Source organism: Ruegeria sp. AB9, assembly GCF_056542585.1.
Genome location: NZ_JBQGAA010000001.1, coordinates 408,471 through 427,423 on the forward strand (window position 1 = coordinate 408,471; position 18,953 = coordinate 427,423).

Below are 18,953 nucleotides of genomic sequence, written 5' to 3' on the forward strand. Positions count from 1 at the left end.
AGTTGTGCGACACCTGCCGACTTGCTCGCCACGCGGTTCAATGGCCCCCGAAATAGGCCTCAAGCAAGCGCTTGTCATTCCGCAATTCATCGGCTGTACCCGACGTCTGCATGCGTCCAGACTCCAGCACATAGATGCGGCTGGCAAGAGACAGGGCGAAATTGGCGTTCTGTTCGGTGATCACAACGGTCAGGCCATATTCCTTGTTCAGCTGACGGACAACCTCGGCAATCTCGTGACAAATTTTCGGGGCAAGTCCGATTGTCGGCTCATCGACAAGCAGCAGTTCCGGACTGGTCATCAAGGCCCGGCCAAATGACACCATCTGTCTTTCTCCGCCGGATTGGGTCGACGTCTCTTGCCCTTCCCGTTCTTCCAGACGCGGAAAAAGTTTGTGCACCATCTCAAGGTTGCTTTCGATGTCGTCACGAGCGGTGAACGCGCCCACCATGAGATTGTCGCGCACCGACATATAGGGAAACAGGTTGAACCTCTCGGGCGCATAGCCCACCCCATGGCGCACAATTTCCGAAGGTGTCCGACCAGCAAGGCTGTGCCCCCGCAACCGGATATCGCCCTCGGTTTTCACAAGGCCCATGATGCTGTCCAACAAGGTGGATTTGCCTGCGCCGTTCGGACCCACCACAGCGACAATCTCGCCGGGCTGTACCGTGATCGATATATCGGTCAACGCCTGCGCCTTGCCGTAAAACGCGGACAGGTTCTCGATTTCCAGATAGGACATCAGACGCTCCCCAGATACGAGGCCTGAACGGCCGCGTCGTTCATCACGTCGCCGAACGAACCCTCGGCAATCATGGTGCCCCTCTCGATGGCAATGGCGCGGTCAATCAGCGGCTCCAGCGCGGGCAGGTCATGGCTGACGATCAGGAAAGTCATCCCGCCCTTGCGCATGGATTGTATGAGATAGGAAATCTGCGCGATTTCACCGACGGTCAGACCCGCAAACACCTCATCCAGTAACATGACGCGCGGTGCTGTGGCCATTGTGCGGGCCATTTCGAGTTTGCGCAAATCACCCATGGCCAGTTCGGCGGGTGAGCGGCTCAAATCCGCTTCCGAGAATCCGACACTCAGCGCCAACTCTTTTTCCCGCTCCGTATCCGGGCGCGAAACGATCATGCGCCAGATGTCGTCCGGCATCAGGCCCACCCGGATGTTCTCTGCAACACTCATGTCTCCGAACGGACGCGGGATCTGATAGGTCCTGCTGACCCCGGCACGAATGCGCTGAGGCGTCGAGAGGCCTGAGATCTCTTGCCCGAACAGCTCGATTGTACCGCTGTTCTGCCGCAGCTCACCCATGATCTGACTGAAGACAGTTGTCTTGCCCGCACCATTTGGTCCGATCAGGCCCAGCGACTCTCCTTCTTGCAAGGAAAAGGACAGATCATTCGTGGCCACAAGACCACCAAACCGCTTGACCAGACCAGAAACTTCCAGTGCAGCGGTCATGCCAGCCCCCCTTTCCGAAGCCGATGAAACCCGCGTTGCACAAGTTCGACCAGCCCCTTTGGCTGATACATATAGAGAAGCAGTGCGATGGCACCGTAGACGAAATACCGCTCGGCCCCCGGCAGTACCGGGCGCAGATATTCCAGCAGAAAGGTCATAAAGAAGGCACCAATCATCGGACCGATGATGGTCGATGTTCCGCCCAGCAATGCCGCAACGATGATGGTGAACAGGAAATTGATGTCGAACAGCGCGCGGGGCGCAAGTGAGCCCAGATAATGGACATAAAACGCCCCACCTAACCCGGCGATAAGAGCGCTGGTCAGGAATGCAAACGCCTTGAGCCGAGTGGTGCTGAGACCTGAACCACGAACGCTTTCCTCATTCATTCCGATGGCGGCCAAGGCGGTTCCAATCCGGGTTTTCATCAATAGCCACATGCTGACTGCAACGCTCAGCATCAGGGCCGTGGACAGGTAATACCCGTTGGCCGCGCCGCGTGTGAGTGTTTGTATCCCTGACATACCACGTGTGCCGCCCGTGAGATCCGGGCGGATCACTTGAACCAACTGATACAGCAACTCCATGAAGGCCAACGTGACCAGCGCAAAGTAGCTGCCGCGAATGCGCAAGGCGGGGAGCAGCACAAGAAGACCCGCGATCATGGTGACCAACACGGCCACAGGGATCGAAATTTCGACCGGCACGTCAAACCGCTTGGTCAGGATCGCGGTCGTGTAGGCCCCGATACCGATCAGGAAAGGATGGCCGAAACTCACGTACCCCGTTCGGCCTGACAGCACATCCCAACTGATGGCGAAGATGGCCAGATAGTTGGCAAAGATCATTGTGCGCAGTGTGCCATTCGAAACCACTTGAGGCAGCAGCAACATGCCCGCAATCAGGCCGCCCCAGAGGACAAAGTGAAACCAGCGCAGCCCCATGTTATAACTCCTCGCGGCCAAACAGGCCCTGCGGCCGGGTCACCAGCACTCCGATGATCAGCAGCATGGTGAAGACGCCGCGCAGTTCTGGCGCCAGCGTTGCCACCACGATGACTTCGAGAAATCCGACGATATGGGCAACGACCAGCGTACCGATGATCGATCCGATACCACCCACAATGACGACGGCCACCGAGATGATCAGAGGCGCGACCCACATGGATGGCGATAGCTGCGTATAACTGGCAAAGAACACGCCACCTAGCGCGCCCAGTGCCCCTGATATACCCCATGTGATCAGGTTGATCCGATCCGGATCGATCCCTGAAATCGCTGCCCCCTTGGCGTCCATTGACACCGCCTGCATAGCCCGCCCCGTATGAGTCAGACGGACAAATGCATAGAGCCCCAACAGAATGGCCCAACTGATCAGTGTTGCGATCAGGATGTTATAGGTAACGGATGCCCCTGCCACGTTGATCACGCCCGGCACAATCGGCAAGAGGATCTTGCTGCTATCGCCAAAAACCAGAACGACCCCCGCCTGTATCACGACAGCAAGGATCAGCGTCGAAATCTCGACCGCTACGTGATCCCCTTTCAGCGTCTTGACGATCAGGCGGTATTTCAGAACGCCCATCATAACGCCCAGTATGACGGCCACCGCAACGCCCATCAGTTTTGGCATTCCCAGCGTCTGAGACACCCAGAAATACATGTACCCGCCGACCATCAGATAAGCACCGTAGGCCAGATTCAGGACGCGCCCGATGCTGAAGATCAGCGTGAAGCCCATGGCGATTAGCGCGTAGAGACCGCTGAGCAAAAGCCCCTGGATCAGTATTTGCAACATGTAAGGATCCCTGGCTGCGGGTGCGCGCCGTCGCGCACCCGATTCAAGCTAAGCGAACGGACAGGTTACTGCTTAACCCAGCTTGGCAAAGTGAATTCACCCGTCGCGTATTTCTCGGGGTAGACAACAGCGGCGGTGCCGTCTTCATACCACTGGACCACAACCATGGACGGCGCGGCATCGTCAAACGGTTCGGACAGATCGAAACGGATATTGTGCGGATAAGTCCGGCCCGTTACGGGCTCCACCTCGTCGTCACCCCAGAAGGCGTAGCGCAGCCACAACTGGCCATCCAGTTCAAGAACCAGATCCTGTTTCTTCATCGCCCCGGCCCAGCCTTCGACATTTTCGAAGCCACCGGCCTCTTCGGCTGCGGCCATGGCCTGCTTCAGGCCATGATAGGCATTGAAACCGTTGAAATGAGGCAACAGCGGGCGGCTGTCATATTTGGCCTGATAGGTATCGACAAATTCCTGGCTGGCCGGATCAAGCCGGAACCCAACAGACGGGATCGGAGACAGGGTCGAGATACCGCCACCTGCGCCGCCCGTATCTTCCCAATATTCCATACCCAGCGCTGCTACGTTCACGCCCGTCATTGCCATCGGCACCTGAAGCTTCACATATTGCGATGACACAACCTGCGAGTTCACCGACGAGACCTGATAGATGAAATCGGCCCCAGTGTCCTGTGCACGGCTGAAGATCGGTGCGAAATCGACGGTGGCAACATCGTAAGTGATGATGTCCTTGACCTCGATGCCGGCAACAGGTGCCAGCGCCTCGGTCACCAGACCGGTTATCGCCTCACCAAAGGCAGTGTCTTCGGCAAGGATGACGACAGAATCCCAACCCATCTTTTCCTTCAGAACATCCGCGCCAAAGTTGATATACAGCGTGGCCAGCGCCTCGTCTGAGGCGATGTTCATGAAATAGGGCGCCATGCTGTCAGGGTCTTCGACCACCATGTCGATGATCCCGATATAGGATGTCCAGGTGTCCAGCGTTGGAATCCGGTATTCCTGCATCCGGGGCAACCAGCCCAGCGATACATCGTCAATCGAGCCTGAGATGATGAAATCGACCTCTTCCGTTTCCGCGAGGTATTCATAGGCCCTGATACCTTCGGTCGGATCCTGTCCCGTATCAGCCGAGACCAGAGTGATCTGCTCCCCCATCACGCCGCCGTTCGCGTTGAGCTCTTCAATCGCAATTTCGGCCCCCCGTAGGGTCGACAATCCGGTGTCCGAGGAAAGCGATCCGATAAATCCTACCTTGATTTCCGCTCCGGCCGCCGAGGCCATGAGCGCGATGCACGTCCCGCTGAGTAGCGCTGCCTTGATCATCACATTAGCTCCCTGTGTCTTATTATGCCTTTCTTGTATTCTGTATACAGTACACAAGACAGTGGTTCGATCAAATCCTTTCTTAAAAACTCATGTTCAGAATTTGCTGATTTCACCCTTTTCGCCGTGGATCACCGCATCTACATCGATTTCCACCATCAGCCCGGGCTGGGTCAGCCCTGCCTGCACCGCGGTCAAAACCGGATCGATCCCCTTGAAAACTTCCCCATGCGCCTGCGCGAACGCGCCCGCCTGGGACAGATCGGTCAGGTAGGCGCGCACCCGGCCCACATGGCGCAACTCGGCGCCAACTTCTTTCAACGCGTCTTCGATGCGAGAGAGGATGTATCGGGTCTGCGCACCTACATCCCCCGGTGCATGGATACGGCCTGTGGGTTCGATGGCGGTGGTGCCTGCAATCCAGACAAACGGACCGATGCGCTTGGCGCGGGAATAAGACGCGACCTCTTCGAACCGTCCACCGGACTTCCAAATGCGTATTGTCACAAGCCCAGCCTCTGTCGGATCGCCTCGGCTGCGTTTTGTAGCGCGGCTTGTTCTGTCTCGGTCAGGCGTAGCTCCTCAACTTCAACCAACCCGCCTGCTCCGAGATGAGCTGGCACACCCAGAACCACGCCATCGATGCCGTATTCGCCCTGCAACATGACCGAAACCGGGACCGGACCTGTACGCGCACCCCGGATGTGGTCGATCAACTCGATCGAAGCATGGGCGGGGGCAATCGTTGCCGAGCCGGATTTCTTCAGCGCGACCACCTGACCGCCTCCGGTGATCGCATCCCGAACACAGGCGTCGATCTGTTCGGGTGACAAGAACACATCCAGCGGGCGACCTTTAATGCGGGCGCGGCTGGGGATTGGGGCCATCTCGTCCCCATGGCTGCCAAGTGTGAACGCCTCGACATCGGCAGTCGTGACACCGGCAGCCATTGCCAGCGCGTTGCGAAACCGGCTGCTGTCCAGTGTGCCCGCCATGCCCAGCACGCGTTCGCGCGGGAATCCTGTTGCGCGCAGCATTTCGACCGTCATTTCGTCCAGCGGATTGGTCACAATGATTACAATTGCATTTGGCGCCGCTGACCGGATTGCCTCGGCGGATTGACGAATGACACGGGCATTTACGTCGATCAGGTCGGCGCGGGTCATGCCAGGACGCCGGGCACGACCGGCGGTCACGACAACCACTTCGGCACCGGCCACCAGATCCATCGACTCGCCACCGATACATCGCGCACGCGCGCCAGTGATCCCGGATGTATGATTGAGGTCCAGCGCAGTTGAGGCCGCCAAACCCGGCGTTATGTCGATCAGCGCAATTTCATCGGCTAAATCCGCCATCGCCGCCAGATGCGCGATATTGCCGCCAACGCCCCCTGCCCCTATCAAAGCCAGCTTGCCCAGCCTGCTGGCTTTGCGCGGCGCGCGCGAAGGTGCGACCCATTTGGGCGAACGGCGATACAACACACGGCGCATTGAAACAGCACCATCCGTACGTGGCGGCTGTGGCCGTTCCAGCGGCCCGTCCACCATCGCAATACCAACACGCTCTGCGGTTTCACGCGCGAGGGCTGTTACAATGTCGCCCGGCAGAACCTCGAACACGATCCTGCCGCGGCGGCGCGCATCCTCGACCGCGTCCGAGCCTATGACGCGTGGCGCGGCCATCAGCCGGCCTGCCCGTCCACGGCCTCAATGGCACGCGCCGCGGCTTCGACAGCAGTTTTGACCGAGTTTTCCGAGCCTGAAATGAACAGGCGACCAAACCGGCCCACCGCACGCACTTCGACGATATCTATTTCGGCCGCTTTTTCGGCCTCGTTTGCGGCTATCGAGATATATGCGGCGGGCGCGCATTCCACGATGCCCAGCGTCTGCCCCGGAACGATCAGCGCCCCCTTGCGCCATTTGTTCAGTAGCTGCGCCTGATAAGGTTCGACACTGGTGATGATCTGGGTGGAGCTGATCGCAGGCTTCAACCGGTCCGACATTGAGGCCCCAAGTTCGGCCAGCATCGCGTCCCGTGCAGCGGACACTTCGGCGTTTGAAGGCGAGCGCAGGATAAAAAAGCCGAATTCGCGCTCTACCATCTGCGTCGTCGCTTCGACCGAAGACGCCTTGAGCGCCCGGTCGATAAGCGAGAACACTCCGTTTCCCGGCGCAAACTCCCCAATCAGCACAGTGTCACCGGACAAAGGCACCGAGCCCTGCACTGTCGCCCCGTTGTAGGCGGCGAATTTGGGTTGCAGGTTATCGATCTGCATCAGCGCCCGGATCGTGATCTCGCTCATGCGCCATACTCCTCGTAAATGTCGCGCCAGGGTCTGCTCTCATACGCGACCCGCTTGATGTTGATGAGATGCAGGGCAGTCACGTTGTCCGAGGTGATCGATCCCGACCACGTGCCTGTGCCCAGCATGAAGGATGGTTCAAGATCAGTGGAATAGCCCATACCGCCCATGATCCCCGGTGTGTTCACCAGCACCCGCCCAGTGGGCACAGTGGCGAACCGGGCGACCACTTCGGGATCATCGGAATGGATGACCGAGGAATGGCCCCAGCCCTCGAATTTGGCGATGGATTGCGCCAATTCGATACCATGATCGGTGGATTTTGCCTCGTAGAAGGCCAAGACCGGGTTCAACTTTTCAGCTGAAAGCGGGCGTTGCCAGCCTATCTCTGTCTCTTCCGATACCAGACAGCGCGTGCGCGGCGGGATCGAAAACCCAGCGGCGTCAGCCAGCGCCTGAGGGCTTTGCCCGACCCTGTCAGGGTCCATCGCCTGCGCGCCTTTGAAGATCACTTTCGCCAGCCTGTCGGTCTCGGCCGGAGTGCAAAAATAGGCGCCTTTGAGTTTCAGTTCGTGGCGCAGATCGCGTGCAATTTCAGGATCGGCGACCACCGCCTGTTCGCTGACACAGGCAGTGCCGTAGTCGAAGCTCTTCGAGGTTACAATCATCTCGGCGACTTCGGCCAAATCACGGGCTTTGGATTTATGCACGTAACAGGGCACATTGCCCGCCCCAACCGCCAGCGTCGGCTTGCCGCTGGAATAGGCCGCCTTGACCATCGCAGGGCCACCCGTCGCCATAACAACCGAAGTCCGGCGATGTCGCATCAGTTCAGCCGTGCCCTGAATGGTCACGGCATCCAGGCATTGGATCAGACCTTTGGGCGCGCCCATCTGCTCGGCCACGCGCGCCATGACACGGACGGTTTCGATCCCGCAACTGACCCCACGCGGATGCGGGGCACAGACAATAGCGTTACCTGCTTTCACCGCAGACAATACTTTATAGATGATCGTCGATGTCGGATTGGTCACTGGGATAAGCGCCGCGACCACGCCCATCGGCTCACCAAAGGCGGCGATCTTGGTGGCATCGTCCCGCCACAGCAGGCCAAGTGTCGTCACGTCCCGCAAGTAATCGGCGACGGACAGCGCATTGAACAGGTTCTTGACCCGTTTGTCGGGCACGTTGCCATACCCGGTTTCTTCAACCGCCAAGTGCCCCAACCTCTCCGCCTCGGGTTCGATCGCCCGAGCCATGGCATCGACTATGGCATCCACCTGCGTCGGATCGGTGCCAAGAAAGGCGCGATACGCTTCGAAAGCCGTTTCAGCAGCGCGCCGTGCGGCGGCGATGGATTTCAGATCAGCGTCCATCACGAGGCTCCGGTGGCAATGGTGTCAAAGATACGGCGTGCCTGATCGACATCGCCTGCGGAGATTCCGATGGTCTCCAGCCTGCGCCCGGCGGCTGCTACGTCGGCACCCAGAATACGGTCTGTCATGGTGATCAGGCTTTCCGTCAAAGGTGCGGGAAGGCCCGCGAGCATCGCGGCTGAAGCAAGCGGTACCAATGAACCGAGCACACCGTCGCGCATCAATTGGCGCGCGGCCTTCCTGTCCGGAACCGGCCGCGCACCCGATCCCCGCTCAGATCCGGCAAAGGTCGCGATCCAGTCGTCTGTCTCTGGCAGATTTCGAACGCCAAAGGCCGCAGCTACCTGCCGCCGTTCTTCAGCCAGCCCTTGGATCACCTCACGCTGATCCGGTCCAATCAGCGCGGCGAATGTCCGGTTGTCCTCCAGCGGGACGCCACCCATAGGCACATCAGGACCGCCAGAGCCCAATCCTGCACCACCGAGGATCAACGCCGGAATCTCAACCGCTGCCGACAAGTCAGCGAACCCTGAGACCAGAACCGAGTCCGCCGGCTGGACGTTTGAAAGATAGGGCTGCAACGCGTCAAGTACGTCTGTCCGGCCACGCGGCAGGGTTGCGGCAGCCATTGGTGTCGCCCGCGTCAGAGTCAGCCCAGCGCCCTCGGCTTGATACCAATAGGGCAAGCCTTGCACCTCAACCAGCGTGACATCTGCCGTGCAACCACCGATACGCAGCATCCAGGCGGCCTCAACCGCGCCCAGAGACCGACCGGGTGCCAGAACAAGCACCTGACCATCGCTCAGGTGATCGGCCAGCACCATGGCATAGGTCCGCTGTTTGTGAATCGGCCCTGTCAGAAAGATCACCTGTGCGCCTCGCACCGCTGCATCCAGCTCGGCCGTGGTGCGGATCGAAGGCCCATCGCGGTCCACCTGATATGTGCCTACCGGCCCTTCACCCCGAATGCCGATCCCCGAGGATTGGGCCAGCAACGACAATTCTGCCCCGTAGGCCGAGAACAGGGTGACCTCGGCCCCTTCAGCCAGACATAGCGCTGCCAGAAGCCGGGCGTCCGGGCCGCCTCCCAATACCGCAATGCGCTCAAATCTCTGGGTAACGGGTGCATCCCGTGTCGCGCCGCGTGTCACTGCGCGCGTGAAATCCTCGAAACCGGATGACATAGTATCTCCTCAGAGGGATGGATCAGGCCGACGATCCGGCACCCAGCCCGTCGATGATTGCCTCAAGCTCGTCATGCGGGCGTGCGATCACGTGGACCGAGACCACCTCGCCTACCTTGTTGGCCGCTGTCGCACCCGCATCGGTGGCGGCTTTGACCGCGCCGACTTCTCCGCGCACGAGGGTCGTCACCAGCCCGCCGCCCGCTTTGGTCTGGCCAACGATTGCAACGCTGGCCGCCTTGACCATCGCATCCGCTGCTTCAATCGCGCCGACAAGGCCGCGTGTTTCGATCATGCCCAGGGCCATCTGCCCCGCCACTGGTTTCGCCATTTTTTGTTCCTCCGAAAAAAGGTTGTTTCGCGTATTGTGGTTCAGGTCGTAGATACGCGGTCGATCACCGCGATAATGGCCATGTCTACGGGTGCCGTGGACAATCCCGCCGCCATCCGGGCCGCAGACCCGCTGACAACCAGCACCATGTCCCCAACCCCGGCGCCGCAGGTATCCACCGCAACCCGGGCCGGTTCGATCAGACTGCCTTTGCTGTCGACCAGGTCCGTCACAAGCAGCTTTGCTCCAACCAACCTGGCGTCCTTGGCAGTTGCTGTGACGGTTCCGGCGACCTTGCCCAAATGCATCAGAATGTCCTCAGATAGCGGTCCATCTCGACCTGAGTGACCTGTTGATTGAAAAACTCCAGCTCTCGCTCGGCTTGCTGCAGGACCAGTTCCCACTGCATTTCGCCCATAACATCGCGCAGCCAGTCCGATCCGCGAGCCAGTTCGATGGCGGTTGGTAAATCGGTGGGAATGGGGTCGCCGATCCCGTCTTCATATCCATTGCCGGTTGTCGGGTCTGAAGGGCTCAACCCCTGCTCAATCCCGTCAAGCCCGGCTGCAATCTCAGCCGCAAGCAACAGATACGGATTGGCATCCGCCCCGGCATCGCGCTTTTCGACGCGCACGGCACTGTCGGAGCCTTCGATGACCCGGATACCAACAGTGCGGTTGTCATAGCCCCAGCTCGTGTTGGTCGGACAGAATGTATAGGGCTGGCGACGGCGATACCCGTTAACTGTGCCACTGCCGCAAATCGCCGTTTCGCACATGCGCTGCTGCAGACCCGCAATGAACGATTTTCCGGTGTCATTGATCTTGCCATTGTCGGCAAAGACGTTCTTGCCATCTTTCCACAGCGAGTAATGCGTGTGGAATCCGTTACCGGACTGGTCAAAAAACGGCTTGGGCATGAATGTCGCCAGATAACCATGCGCGATACCCAACTGGCGGATCAGAGATTTAAACAGAACAACGCGATCCGCAGCAGCCAAAGCTTCGCCGTAACGTATGTTTACCTCGATCTGGCCCGCCGCATATTCCGGGTTCGACTGTTCGATGGGAATGCCGCATTCGTTGATCTGCTGACGGATCGGACCGACAATATGTTCCATTCGGGCAGCGCGGCCCAGACCATAGACCTGAATGCCGCTGTCGCGCGGCTGGCCGGTTTCCGGGTCCAGCAGGTAGAATTCCAGTTCGGTGCCGACATTGACCTCAAACCCCATATCGCGCGCCCGTTCCACCTGCCGCACCAAAGTCTGACGAGGATCGATGGGCACCGGCTTGTGATCCATACCTTCGGCGCGACCAAAACAGACGGCCACGCCCGGCTCCCATGGGACGGCGACAGGCTTGGTCATCGGGAAGACGTGCATGTCGGGATATCCGTTGTCGAAATTGACATAAGGCGTATCCCAGACGTCGCAGGTCATATCGATCGCCAGCAGAGCGATCGACAGTGCATTTCCGCTTTTGCAGACATGATCCCAATGGCTGGCCGGAATGCGCTTGCCGCGCATGATGCCGTTGAGGTCCCCGACACCAAGTATGACGGTATGTGTGCCCTCGGGCAGATCAAACCCCGAACTCATTTGCGCGCGCTCCCTGTTTTTTGGCTTTATAATTGTTGTATTCTGTATACAGTATTCACAAAGCCAGTCAGGAAACAAGGAAAATCTGCGCCATGTCCAAAAGCTCGGTTATCGTTGTCGGGGGCGGCATCGTCGGCGTCATGACGGCGCTTACACTGCAACGGCGCGGCGAGGCCGTGACGCTGATTGACCGGTGGGAACCGGGACATTCCCGTGCATCTTCAACGGATTACAACCGGGTGATCCGCGCCATATCCGGGCGTGACGAGTTCTATACGCGCTGGGCGCGCGAAAGCCGCCTGCGCTGGCTGGAGCTGCAGGCCGAAAGTGGTCAGAACCTGATGTATGAATGCGGTGCGTTGATTCTGGCGACTGCGGGACATTGCGATTGGGAAGACGCAACCGCACAGACTTTCGACCGGGTCGGCGTGCCTTATTACAAATTCGGTCAGCAGGACGTCGAATCTCGGTTCCCTCAGTTCAAGGTCGCCGACATCGAATATGCGCTGTTTGAACCCGAAGCCGGAATGCTGATGGCACATCGCTGTGTTCTGACCGGTCTGGATCTGCTCCGAAAGGCAGGCGGCAAAGTACAGCGCGGTCGTGTCACCACGGATGGATCAGAACGTCCGATGTTGGACGGCAAACCGCTCGAGGCTGATTTGATTGTAATAGCCACCGGCCCGTGGATGGCGGACATGTTCCCCCGAACGATCAAGCCGATCTCGACCGTCGTAGGCGTCAATGTCCTCTACACCTCTACTCCCGACGGGTCAGAAGATTTTGATATGAGCCGGATGCCCTGCTGGATTGATCACGGGCAAGGATCATTTGGCCTGCCATCATCAGAGGGCTCTGGCGTCAAGGCCGCGGTTGTTATCCCGGACAAGATTGATCTGGACAATGATGAGCGGCTGATCCGCCAGGAAACACTGGGCCGCACACGCAGCTATATCCGTCACCGGCTTCCGGGATTGGAGGGACAAAGAGTTGTGGATTCCAAGTTCAACCAGATCATCCTGACCCCTGACACGCATTTCATTGTCGACTGGCACCCCGAGCATGAAAACGTGCTGTTCGCCGGAGGGTGTTCGGGCCATTTGTTCAAGCACGCCCCCGTGTTTGCGGAATTTGCGGCAGGTGTCGGGCTTAAGGATTTTGGCACCGCAGACCGATTCAAGATCGGAGGTCGCAGAAAGTTGAGCCCGAAAGAAAGCCCCAGCGGACGCTAACCGTCTAAGAGGGCGCGATATATTTCAGCGTTAGGGCACCTGCTCTGCGGAAGAACCGCGCCCGCCCGGATGGCATCGCGGCAGGTTTCGGCCTGCAGACAATGCCCGCATTTTTCCGCCAGTTCCAATCCTAGTTCCGAGTGTGCGTTCAGGTCCGCTTCGGTCAGGCCGAATTGCCCGGCCATGGCCAGTATGCGCTCGCGTGCCTGCGGTGCGCCCGATCGCAGCATGGCCAGATCCGCGCGGGACAACCCAAGATCCGAAAGCTCCCGATCACTCAGGCTCTCATCCCGAGGTGCACTGACAATCCGCGTTATTTTCTGAAAGAAATCCGTATATCCTGACATCTCGCGGCCTCCTCCACCACAACATGTATACAGTATACATGGTTACCCGGTGCCGGAATTGATCAGGATCAAGCGGGTTTTGAGTTCTCACGCCTGACCGTAGGTACCGCGAAACAATTCAACCGCCTGCGAGGCGGCCAGATCCTTCGGCACATGAGCCGTTTCAAGCGAGGCCTGCCCATCATCCGCCTCCTGCACTGCAAGAAACACGTCGCGCCCGCGCACGAACAACTCACGCAGATGGCTTGCCCGGTATTCAGGATGGAATTGTACCGAACGGGCCGGGAAGTCATAGTCCAGCGCCCCTACCGGGCAGTGATCCGCCGACCCCGTCACCTGCGCCAGAGGCGGAACACGTGTAACCTGATCCTGATGCCAGAAATAGGCGTCAACGCTGGCTCCGCCATAGTCAAAGCCTCGTGCGCCGACGACATTGCCGATCTCGGCCTTCTCGGCTTTGCCGCCATAGACATCCGCCATGATCTGATGCCCAAAGCAGATGCCGAAGACCGGCTTGGCATGATCCCGGCACAATTCCAGGAAATCGCGAAGGGGCCGCATCCACTCCGTGTCATCGTAGACGCCGAATTCGGACCCTCCGACAACAACCCCATCAAAATCCCCGAGCTGAGGCAATGCCTCGCCGTCGACCACATCCACCGTGGAAAATCGGGCTTCGGGCAGATGTGGTTCAAGCCATGCGCGGATCTGCTGGGCCGTACGCGGCAGCCCCTCAAGCAGCGGCAATGGATGCAGGGTCAACTCAAGAAGTGCGATCCTCACCAGTCGAAGGCCCTATCGATGCCCGCCATTTTGACGCCAGTAAAGGCCGACGCCTGAAAGCTGAGCGCGCGCAGGTCTTCAGTTTCCAGATTGTGGACCGAGGATTTGCCGCAAGCCTTAGCAAGTGCCGTGATTTCCATCGTCATGGCAGTCAGGTAACGAGCGACACGCTCTGCACCTGCATGCGGGTTCATGCGCGCTTCGAGGTCAGGGTCCTGCGTTGCAATACCGACCGGGCAGCGACCCGTATGACAGTGATGGCAAGCCCCCGGCGATGTGCCCAATGCCTGATAATCGTCCAGATATCTCGGAGTGTTACACCCCAGCGCGACCATCGCCGCGTTCCCGATCATGACTGCATCTGCCCCAAGCGCCAGACACTTGGCCGCATCCACACCGGAACGAATACCACCAGCAGCGACGAGCGAGACCTTGCCGCTCATTCCGCACTCATCCAACGCTTCACGCGCGGCGCGGATGGCGCTCATGGTCGGAATGCCAGTGTGGTTAAGCAGTAACTCAGGCGAGGCTCCGGTGCCGCCTTCGGCCCCGTCAACCACAACAACATCGGCACCGGCTTTTGCGGCCACGGCCACGTCGAACCGGGGCCGCGTGGCGCCCATCTTGATGAAGATCGGCACCTGATAGTTCGTGGCGATCCGCAATTCCTCAATCTTGACTGACAGATCGTCGGCCCCGAGAAAATCCGGATGCCGGATAGTGGATCGCTGATCAACTCCTTCGGGCAAAGTGCGCATTTCGCTGACCCGCGGGCTGACCTTCATACCAAGCAGCAAACCGCCGGTGCCCGGTTTGGCCCCCTGCCCTACAACAATCTCCAAGGCATCGGCGCGGCGCAGGTGATCCAGATCCACCCCATAGCGGGCGGGCGACATCTGGTAGAGCAAGCGTTGGGAGGCTTCGCGCTCTTCTTCCAGCATGCCGCCTTCGCCCGTGCAGGTCATGGTGCCCACCTTCGAGGCACCGTAACCCAGCGATGCCTTGGCCGAAGCCGACAGCGCGCCGAAAGACATGGATGCGATATAGATCGGGATTTTCAATTCCAGCGGACGTTCCACCAATCCGCGCCCGCCGCCCAGAACGGTCGTGGTATCGCAGCTTTCGCGGTACCCTTCCAATGGCAGGCGGGTCATTGTCGCCGGGACGAATGTCAAATCGTCAAAGGTTGGCATTTGCTTGTTGAACGTGTTGTAGCCGCGCACCTGATAGCGCCCAAGCTGCGCCAACGCATGCACTTCCGAGATCGCCTCGGGCGTCCAGCGGGTAGACCCACCCTCATCATAAGACGAAGGCACACCGGCCGGCCGGCCTTCGACCGCACCCGCGTCGCGGAACCGAATTTCTTCCTCTGACGCGACTTCAAACGGGTAATCATAGGGTTTACTCAGATCATGAGCCATGCGCTTGCATCCCTGCTTTCAAAATACCAAAGGCGCTGGCCAGACACCATTTTGCGCCAGTTGCGAGAGCTGTCGACCAGCCCCAGAGGATCAAGGATCGCGTCGACCTCGGCCACTTCTTCAGCGGTGGGTTCGATCACGTTGACGTCCACCCCAATACTGTCGATTTCGCCCGCGACCCAGACTTCGCCTTGCCACAGCGCGTCGGCACAAGATTCACCGGCCCCTCCCAACGCAATGATCCGCCCCGCGTGCGCCATGAAACCGGATTGATAGCCGATCTTACCTTCGACCACGATATTGCCGCCCTTCATGGCGACGCCGACGCGCGGCCCCGCATCACCTTTGACATGGATCGTGCCGCCGATCATTGCTGCCCCGCAGGACATACCTGCGTAACCGCCGACGGTGATGTGGCCCTTGGCCATCCCCTCGCCCACGGCCCAGCCGCAGTTGCGTTCGATGGTGATGTTGGCGCCGGTGTTGAGCCCACCGCAATAATAACCAACCGAGCCCTCGAAAGTGATGTCCACATTATCCGGCAGGCCCACGCCTAGATTGTGCCGTGACAACGTATCAACAACCCGGATCGGCTGTCCCGAGGCACACGCGGCCATGATGTCCCGGTTCACCTCACGAATGTGCCGCTTGCCAACTTCGATGACGATTTCATCCATTTTTCTTGCCGCTTCATTCATGCCGCCATGCTCCGGTTGCCGACGCCCCAGATGCCGGTCAGCGACGGGCCGTCATAGTTGATCACATCGCATTCCTCGGTCATCACACGACGCACCGCCTGTTCCTCGGTCGCGGCGGCCAGATCACCATTGCGATTGACCACCACAAGCGGCTTCATCGCGAACCTGTCCTTGGCAAAGCCAATCCCATCCGGTGTCGCGATCATGTAGGTAAAAACACCATCAATAGAGGTGATCGATTTCTTCAGCGCCTGCTCCATCGTCAGGCCCGCCTTCATCTGGTCGCTCACCCAGACCGCAATCAGCTCGCTGTCATTCTCGGTCAGAAAGCGATAGCCCATCCGGCTCAGCCTATCGCGCCATGTGAAATAGTCGGTAATCTGGCCGTTATGCACGATCGCCACATCCGAAAAGGGCCGCGCCCAGAACGGGTGCGAGGCGTTGGGCAAAACCGAGCTTTCCGTCGCCAGCCGCGCATGGCCCAGACCATGGGTGCCGATCATGTCGCGTACGCCATGTTTTTCCGCCACGGCCTCTGCTCCGCCGATATCCTTTATGATCTCAAGGCTACGGCCACAGGATTGCACCTCGAACCGATCCGTCAGTTCATCTGCGTCCCGCACCCAGGCCAGCAAATCAGCCGGGTCCGAGATTTCCGCCCGGAAGCAATAATGCCGGTTCTCATCGGTTACGATCTTCGGGTCGGACAGAAAGCCAGAGCCATGATCTTTCAATACCACCTCAAATGCATCCAGATCGGCGTCCTGCCGAGATTTGTCGAAACCCATTCCCCGCAAAACATATCCGGTTTCCCGTGGCGGCCCATAAACTGCAAACCCGGTGCTATCTGCGCCACGGTGTTCCTGAGCATCCATGAGGTTTACCAGGTCCGCCCCGACCTGTCCGGGTGCGGTTAGAATCCTTCCAGCGATTCCACACATGAAGAGCTCCCTGTTCATTCGTGTCTGTATACTGTATACAGTACACGAACAATAGCAAGCCCAATCGCCTTGGCACCAGTTGCTTTTTTGAATACAGAATTCACGGAACACGGAAAGAGAGGCTCCGAGTGGCTCTGAAACAGATAAAAACTCAGCGCAGACGGCTGGCTGACGAGGTTTACGATCAACTGGTCGAAGCCATCATGAGTCGCGAAATTTCAGCCGAAGATCGATTGGTCCAAGAGAAGCTGGCAGCCGAGTTGAATATCAGCCGAACCCCGGTACGCGAGGCCCTGATGCGGCTGGAAACCGAAGGTGTTCTGGAAGTTGCTGCCAGTGGCGGATTCCGACTGGCGCGCATGGATCAAACCGAAGTCCGGCAACTGTATCAGGCCCGCGCCGCCATCGAAGGTCAAGCCGCCCGGATTCTCGCGGCCCACGCTGACCCCGCAGTTCTGGACAGTCTACGCGAATTGATTCGCCGCGAAGAAAACCTGAGTAATCCTTCGACCCGCGACTACTTCATTGCCAACCGCCGCATTCACCGCGCCTTTATGGTCGAAGCCGGCAACAAGTTCCTGCTGGACATGTTCGACATGATCTGGGGCAAAGCCATGGCCTTCCACTTGTTTTCCGCCATCGAAAATGTCGATATCTCAAAGTCCCTGGGCGACCATCTGACACTTGTCGACGCAATTGCAACCGGCGATGTAACAGAAGCGCTTGAAACCTTTACCGCCCATATCCAAGCCGGGTTTGATTTGCAGATCGAAGGACTGAAGGAAGTGGACAACGGATGAAAGCTGTTTTGCTTAGGCAAAAAGCTATACTTATCCAATTATGCGAAAGTTTCTGATAGCCATAGCAAGCCTCATCGGGCTCGTGGTGCCCCGCGAACTGTACGCCTGCCCGGTTTGTACCGAGCTTCCCGACGCGTCCCTTGCTGATCACATCTTAGCCGCGGAAATAGTCGTATTGGCTGGCCCGGCGTTGGAAAATCCATTCAGATTTGCAGCGCGAAGAGTCTTGTCGGGCAATATTGAAAAGCTCGAAACCATACCGGACATTCCGTTTCTGATTGATAGCGTTACACGGCGTGCTTTTCGCTCTGATCCGACGAACACCGTCCTACTGACCTATGGACCAACCTACAGAGATGGCGCCGGGCGTGGTTTTTCGAGCGGCTGGAGGCGTATCTTCACGATGACCCCGGATCGAAGCGAATTTCTTGAGGAACTGCAATCCTCCGGGCAGATTTGGGCTTATGGAGAAACAAGTACCCCGGACCGGGTGTCCTTCTTCGCTGAGTATTTGTGGCACCCCGATCATGTGCTGCATAATGTGGCCTTGCTTGAAATCGCCCGGGCACCTTACGAACTTGTGCGTCCGATAGGCGGCAGGTTTTCCACCAGCGAAATCATGCGGGAATTGCATGACTTGAACCGCTTCGCATATAGACCCGCCACAATTCGTATGCTCGGATTGCAAACTGATCCACAAGCGCTTTCGATCGTGCGCTCACGCTATGCTAAATCCCTGAAGTCCGGGGGCCTCAATTCTTTTGAGTGGGCACTTGCTGGCATAGAAGCGGATAAAACGTCGGCGATCAGAGCGATTGGTCTCGCCCTACAAGATCCGCTGAAGACCGAAGAAGACAGGAAATCACTGATCCGAGCTTTGGGCGTGGCTGGGTCGTCGCATACAGAGTTTAGACCTGAGATCGCCCAGATTTACTCTGAAGTATTAGAGAAGGACCATGGGCTGGCCCTTCAGATTGCCATCTCAACGCGAAACTGGGGTGAACCGGTTTTGCGCCAACAGTTTGAGGCTCTGGTCGCTCTCGAAGAAACGGACTTGGCAACTCGGTTTATCCTCGAAATGGCGCTGGCTGGCGATATCGCGCCAGACTGAATTGATGGTGGTTATGCTTCGTAGGCTTCGCGTATATCACAGGTCGGGCCTTGCAACTCCAAACATGCCCAAACTTGCTGCTAGTCGCGAACTCTGACATCGCCGCGTTGCGATTGCGGATGAAATGCTTGGATCGAAACCACACTGCCTCATTCACCAGCACCAAAACGGCCTGTCAAAAAACTTCTCAAGGAAATCGACG

Annotated in this window: 21 protein-coding genes; 3 read left to right on the forward strand and 18 right to left on the reverse strand. The window is 58.5% G+C overall.

Annotation, left to right across the window (positions count from 1 at the left end; all coding sequences use genetic code 11):
• Positions 1–37 precede the first annotated feature (37 nt).
• The 13 genes from ACR0K5_RS02130 to ACR0K5_RS02190 all read right to left on the reverse strand — a co-directional run bounded on the left by ACR0K5_RS02130 (position 38) and on the right by ACR0K5_RS02190 (position 11,418).
• On the reverse strand, positions 38–745 hold the full coding sequence (locus ACR0K5_RS02130; protein WP_480628088.1) for an ABC transporter ATP-binding protein: 708 nt from the start codon (positions 743–745) through the stop codon (positions 38–40).
• The gene (locus ACR0K5_RS02135; protein ID WP_480628089.1) at positions 745–1,476 is read right to left on the reverse strand and encodes an ABC transporter ATP-binding protein; all 732 of its coding nucleotides are present in this window, start codon (positions 1,474–1,476) and stop codon (positions 745–747) included. The genes ACR0K5_RS02130 and ACR0K5_RS02135 overlap by 1 nt, the downstream gene beginning before the upstream one ends.
• On the reverse strand, positions 1,473–2,420 hold the full coding sequence (locus ACR0K5_RS02140) for a branched-chain amino acid ABC transporter permease (RefSeq protein ID WP_480628090.1): 948 nt from the start codon (positions 2,418–2,420) through the stop codon (positions 1,473–1,475). The genes ACR0K5_RS02135 and ACR0K5_RS02140 overlap by 4 nt, the downstream gene beginning before the upstream one ends.
• Position 2,421: 1 nt before the next feature.
• The gene (locus tag ACR0K5_RS02145) at positions 2,422–3,273 is read right to left on the reverse strand and encodes a branched-chain amino acid ABC transporter permease (protein ID WP_480628091.1); all 852 of its coding nucleotides are present in this window, start codon (positions 3,271–3,273) and stop codon (positions 2,422–2,424) included.
• Between the two features lie 65 nt (positions 3,274–3,338).
• Positions 3,339–4,619: an ABC transporter substrate-binding protein gene (locus ACR0K5_RS02150; RefSeq protein ID WP_480628092.1), complete on the reverse strand. Its 1,281-nt coding sequence runs from the start codon at positions 4,617–4,619 to the stop codon at positions 3,339–3,341.
• Between the two features lie 96 nt (positions 4,620–4,715).
• Entirely contained in the window at positions 4,716–5,126 is a 411-nt protein-coding gene (locus ACR0K5_RS02155) for a Rid family hydrolase (RefSeq protein WP_480628093.1), read from the reverse strand.
• Positions 5,123–6,304: a malate dehydrogenase gene (locus tag ACR0K5_RS02160; protein WP_480628094.1), complete on the reverse strand. Its 1,182-nt coding sequence runs from the start codon at positions 6,302–6,304 to the stop codon at positions 5,123–5,125. Before ACR0K5_RS02160 ends, ACR0K5_RS02155 begins: the two co-directional genes overlap by 4 nt.
• Positions 6,304–6,927, reverse strand: coding sequence for a BMC domain-containing protein (locus ACR0K5_RS02165; protein ID WP_480628095.1), 624 nt, complete (start codon positions 6,925–6,927; stop codon positions 6,304–6,306). Before ACR0K5_RS02165 ends, ACR0K5_RS02160 begins: the two co-directional genes overlap by 1 nt.
• Complete coding sequence (locus ACR0K5_RS02170; protein ID WP_480628096.1) at positions 6,924–8,303, reverse strand: aldehyde dehydrogenase family protein; 1,380 nt, start codon at positions 8,301–8,303, stop codon at positions 6,924–6,926. The genes ACR0K5_RS02165 and ACR0K5_RS02170 overlap by 4 nt, the downstream gene beginning before the upstream one ends.
• A complete protein-coding gene (locus tag ACR0K5_RS02175; RefSeq protein ID WP_480628097.1) occupies positions 8,303–9,487 on the reverse strand; it encodes a hypothetical protein in 1,185 nt (394 codons plus the stop codon). Before ACR0K5_RS02175 ends, ACR0K5_RS02170 begins: the two co-directional genes overlap by 1 nt.
• A 22-nt stretch (positions 9,488–9,509) precedes the next feature.
• The gene (locus ACR0K5_RS02180) at positions 9,510–9,818 is read right to left on the reverse strand and encodes a BMC domain-containing protein (protein ID WP_117869464.1); all 309 of its coding nucleotides are present in this window, start codon (positions 9,816–9,818) and stop codon (positions 9,510–9,512) included.
• Between the two features lie 41 nt (positions 9,819–9,859).
• A complete protein-coding gene (locus ACR0K5_RS02185; RefSeq protein WP_480628098.1) occupies positions 9,860–10,126 on the reverse strand; it encodes a EutN/CcmL family microcompartment protein in 267 nt (88 codons plus the stop codon).
• Positions 10,126–11,418, reverse strand: coding sequence for a glutamine synthetase family protein (locus tag ACR0K5_RS02190; protein WP_480628099.1), 1,293 nt, complete (start codon positions 11,416–11,418; stop codon positions 10,126–10,128). The genes ACR0K5_RS02185 and ACR0K5_RS02190 overlap by 1 nt, the downstream gene beginning before the upstream one ends.
• A 92-nt stretch (positions 11,419–11,510) precedes the next feature.
• Between ACR0K5_RS02190 and ACR0K5_RS02195 the strand changes: the two genes are divergently transcribed.
• Positions 11,511–12,650, forward strand: a complete 1,140-nt coding sequence (locus ACR0K5_RS02195) for an FAD-dependent oxidoreductase (RefSeq protein ID WP_480628100.1) — start codon at positions 11,511–11,513, stop codon at positions 12,648–12,650.
• On the opposite strand, the gene ACR0K5_RS02200 is transcribed toward ACR0K5_RS02195, so the two are convergent.
• The 5 genes from ACR0K5_RS02200 to ACR0K5_RS02220 form a co-directional block, all read right to left on the reverse strand.
• Positions 12,647–12,997 (reverse strand): YjiS-like domain-containing protein, encoded by a 351-nt coding sequence (locus ACR0K5_RS02200; protein WP_480628101.1) that lies wholly within the window; start codon positions 12,995–12,997, stop codon positions 12,647–12,649. The genes ACR0K5_RS02195 and ACR0K5_RS02200 overlap by 4 nt on opposite strands.
• An 87-nt stretch (positions 12,998–13,084) precedes the next feature.
• A complete protein-coding gene (locus ACR0K5_RS02205; protein WP_480628102.1) occupies positions 13,085–13,780 on the reverse strand; it encodes a type 1 glutamine amidotransferase in 696 nt (231 codons plus the stop codon).
• Positions 13,777–15,201, reverse strand: a complete 1,425-nt coding sequence (locus ACR0K5_RS02210) for an FMN-binding glutamate synthase family protein (protein ID WP_480628103.1) — start codon at positions 15,199–15,201, stop codon at positions 13,777–13,779. Before ACR0K5_RS02210 ends, ACR0K5_RS02205 begins: the two co-directional genes overlap by 4 nt.
• Entirely contained in the window at positions 15,186–15,899 is a 714-nt protein-coding gene (locus ACR0K5_RS02215; protein ID WP_480628104.1) for a GltB/FmdC/FwdC-like GXGXG domain-containing protein, read from the reverse strand. The genes ACR0K5_RS02210 and ACR0K5_RS02215 overlap by 16 nt, the downstream gene beginning before the upstream one ends.
• Entirely contained in the window at positions 15,896–16,840 is a 945-nt protein-coding gene (locus ACR0K5_RS02220) for a class II glutamine amidotransferase domain-containing protein (protein ID WP_480628105.1), read from the reverse strand. The genes ACR0K5_RS02215 and ACR0K5_RS02220 overlap by 4 nt, the downstream gene beginning before the upstream one ends.
• 128 nt (positions 16,841–16,968) lie before the next feature.
• On the opposite strand from ACR0K5_RS02220, the gene ACR0K5_RS02225 reads away from it, so the two are divergent.
• Both ACR0K5_RS02225 and ACR0K5_RS02230 read left to right on the forward strand, forming a co-directional pair.
• The gene (locus tag ACR0K5_RS02225; RefSeq protein ID WP_480628106.1) at positions 16,969–17,640 is read left to right on the forward strand and encodes a GntR family transcriptional regulator; all 672 of its coding nucleotides are present in this window, start codon (positions 16,969–16,971) and stop codon (positions 17,638–17,640) included.
• 40 nt (positions 17,641–17,680) lie between these two features.
• Complete coding sequence (locus ACR0K5_RS02230; protein WP_480628107.1) at positions 17,681–18,751, forward strand: hypothetical protein; 1,071 nt, start codon at positions 17,681–17,683, stop codon at positions 18,749–18,751.
• Positions 18,752–18,953 lie beyond the last annotated feature (202 nt).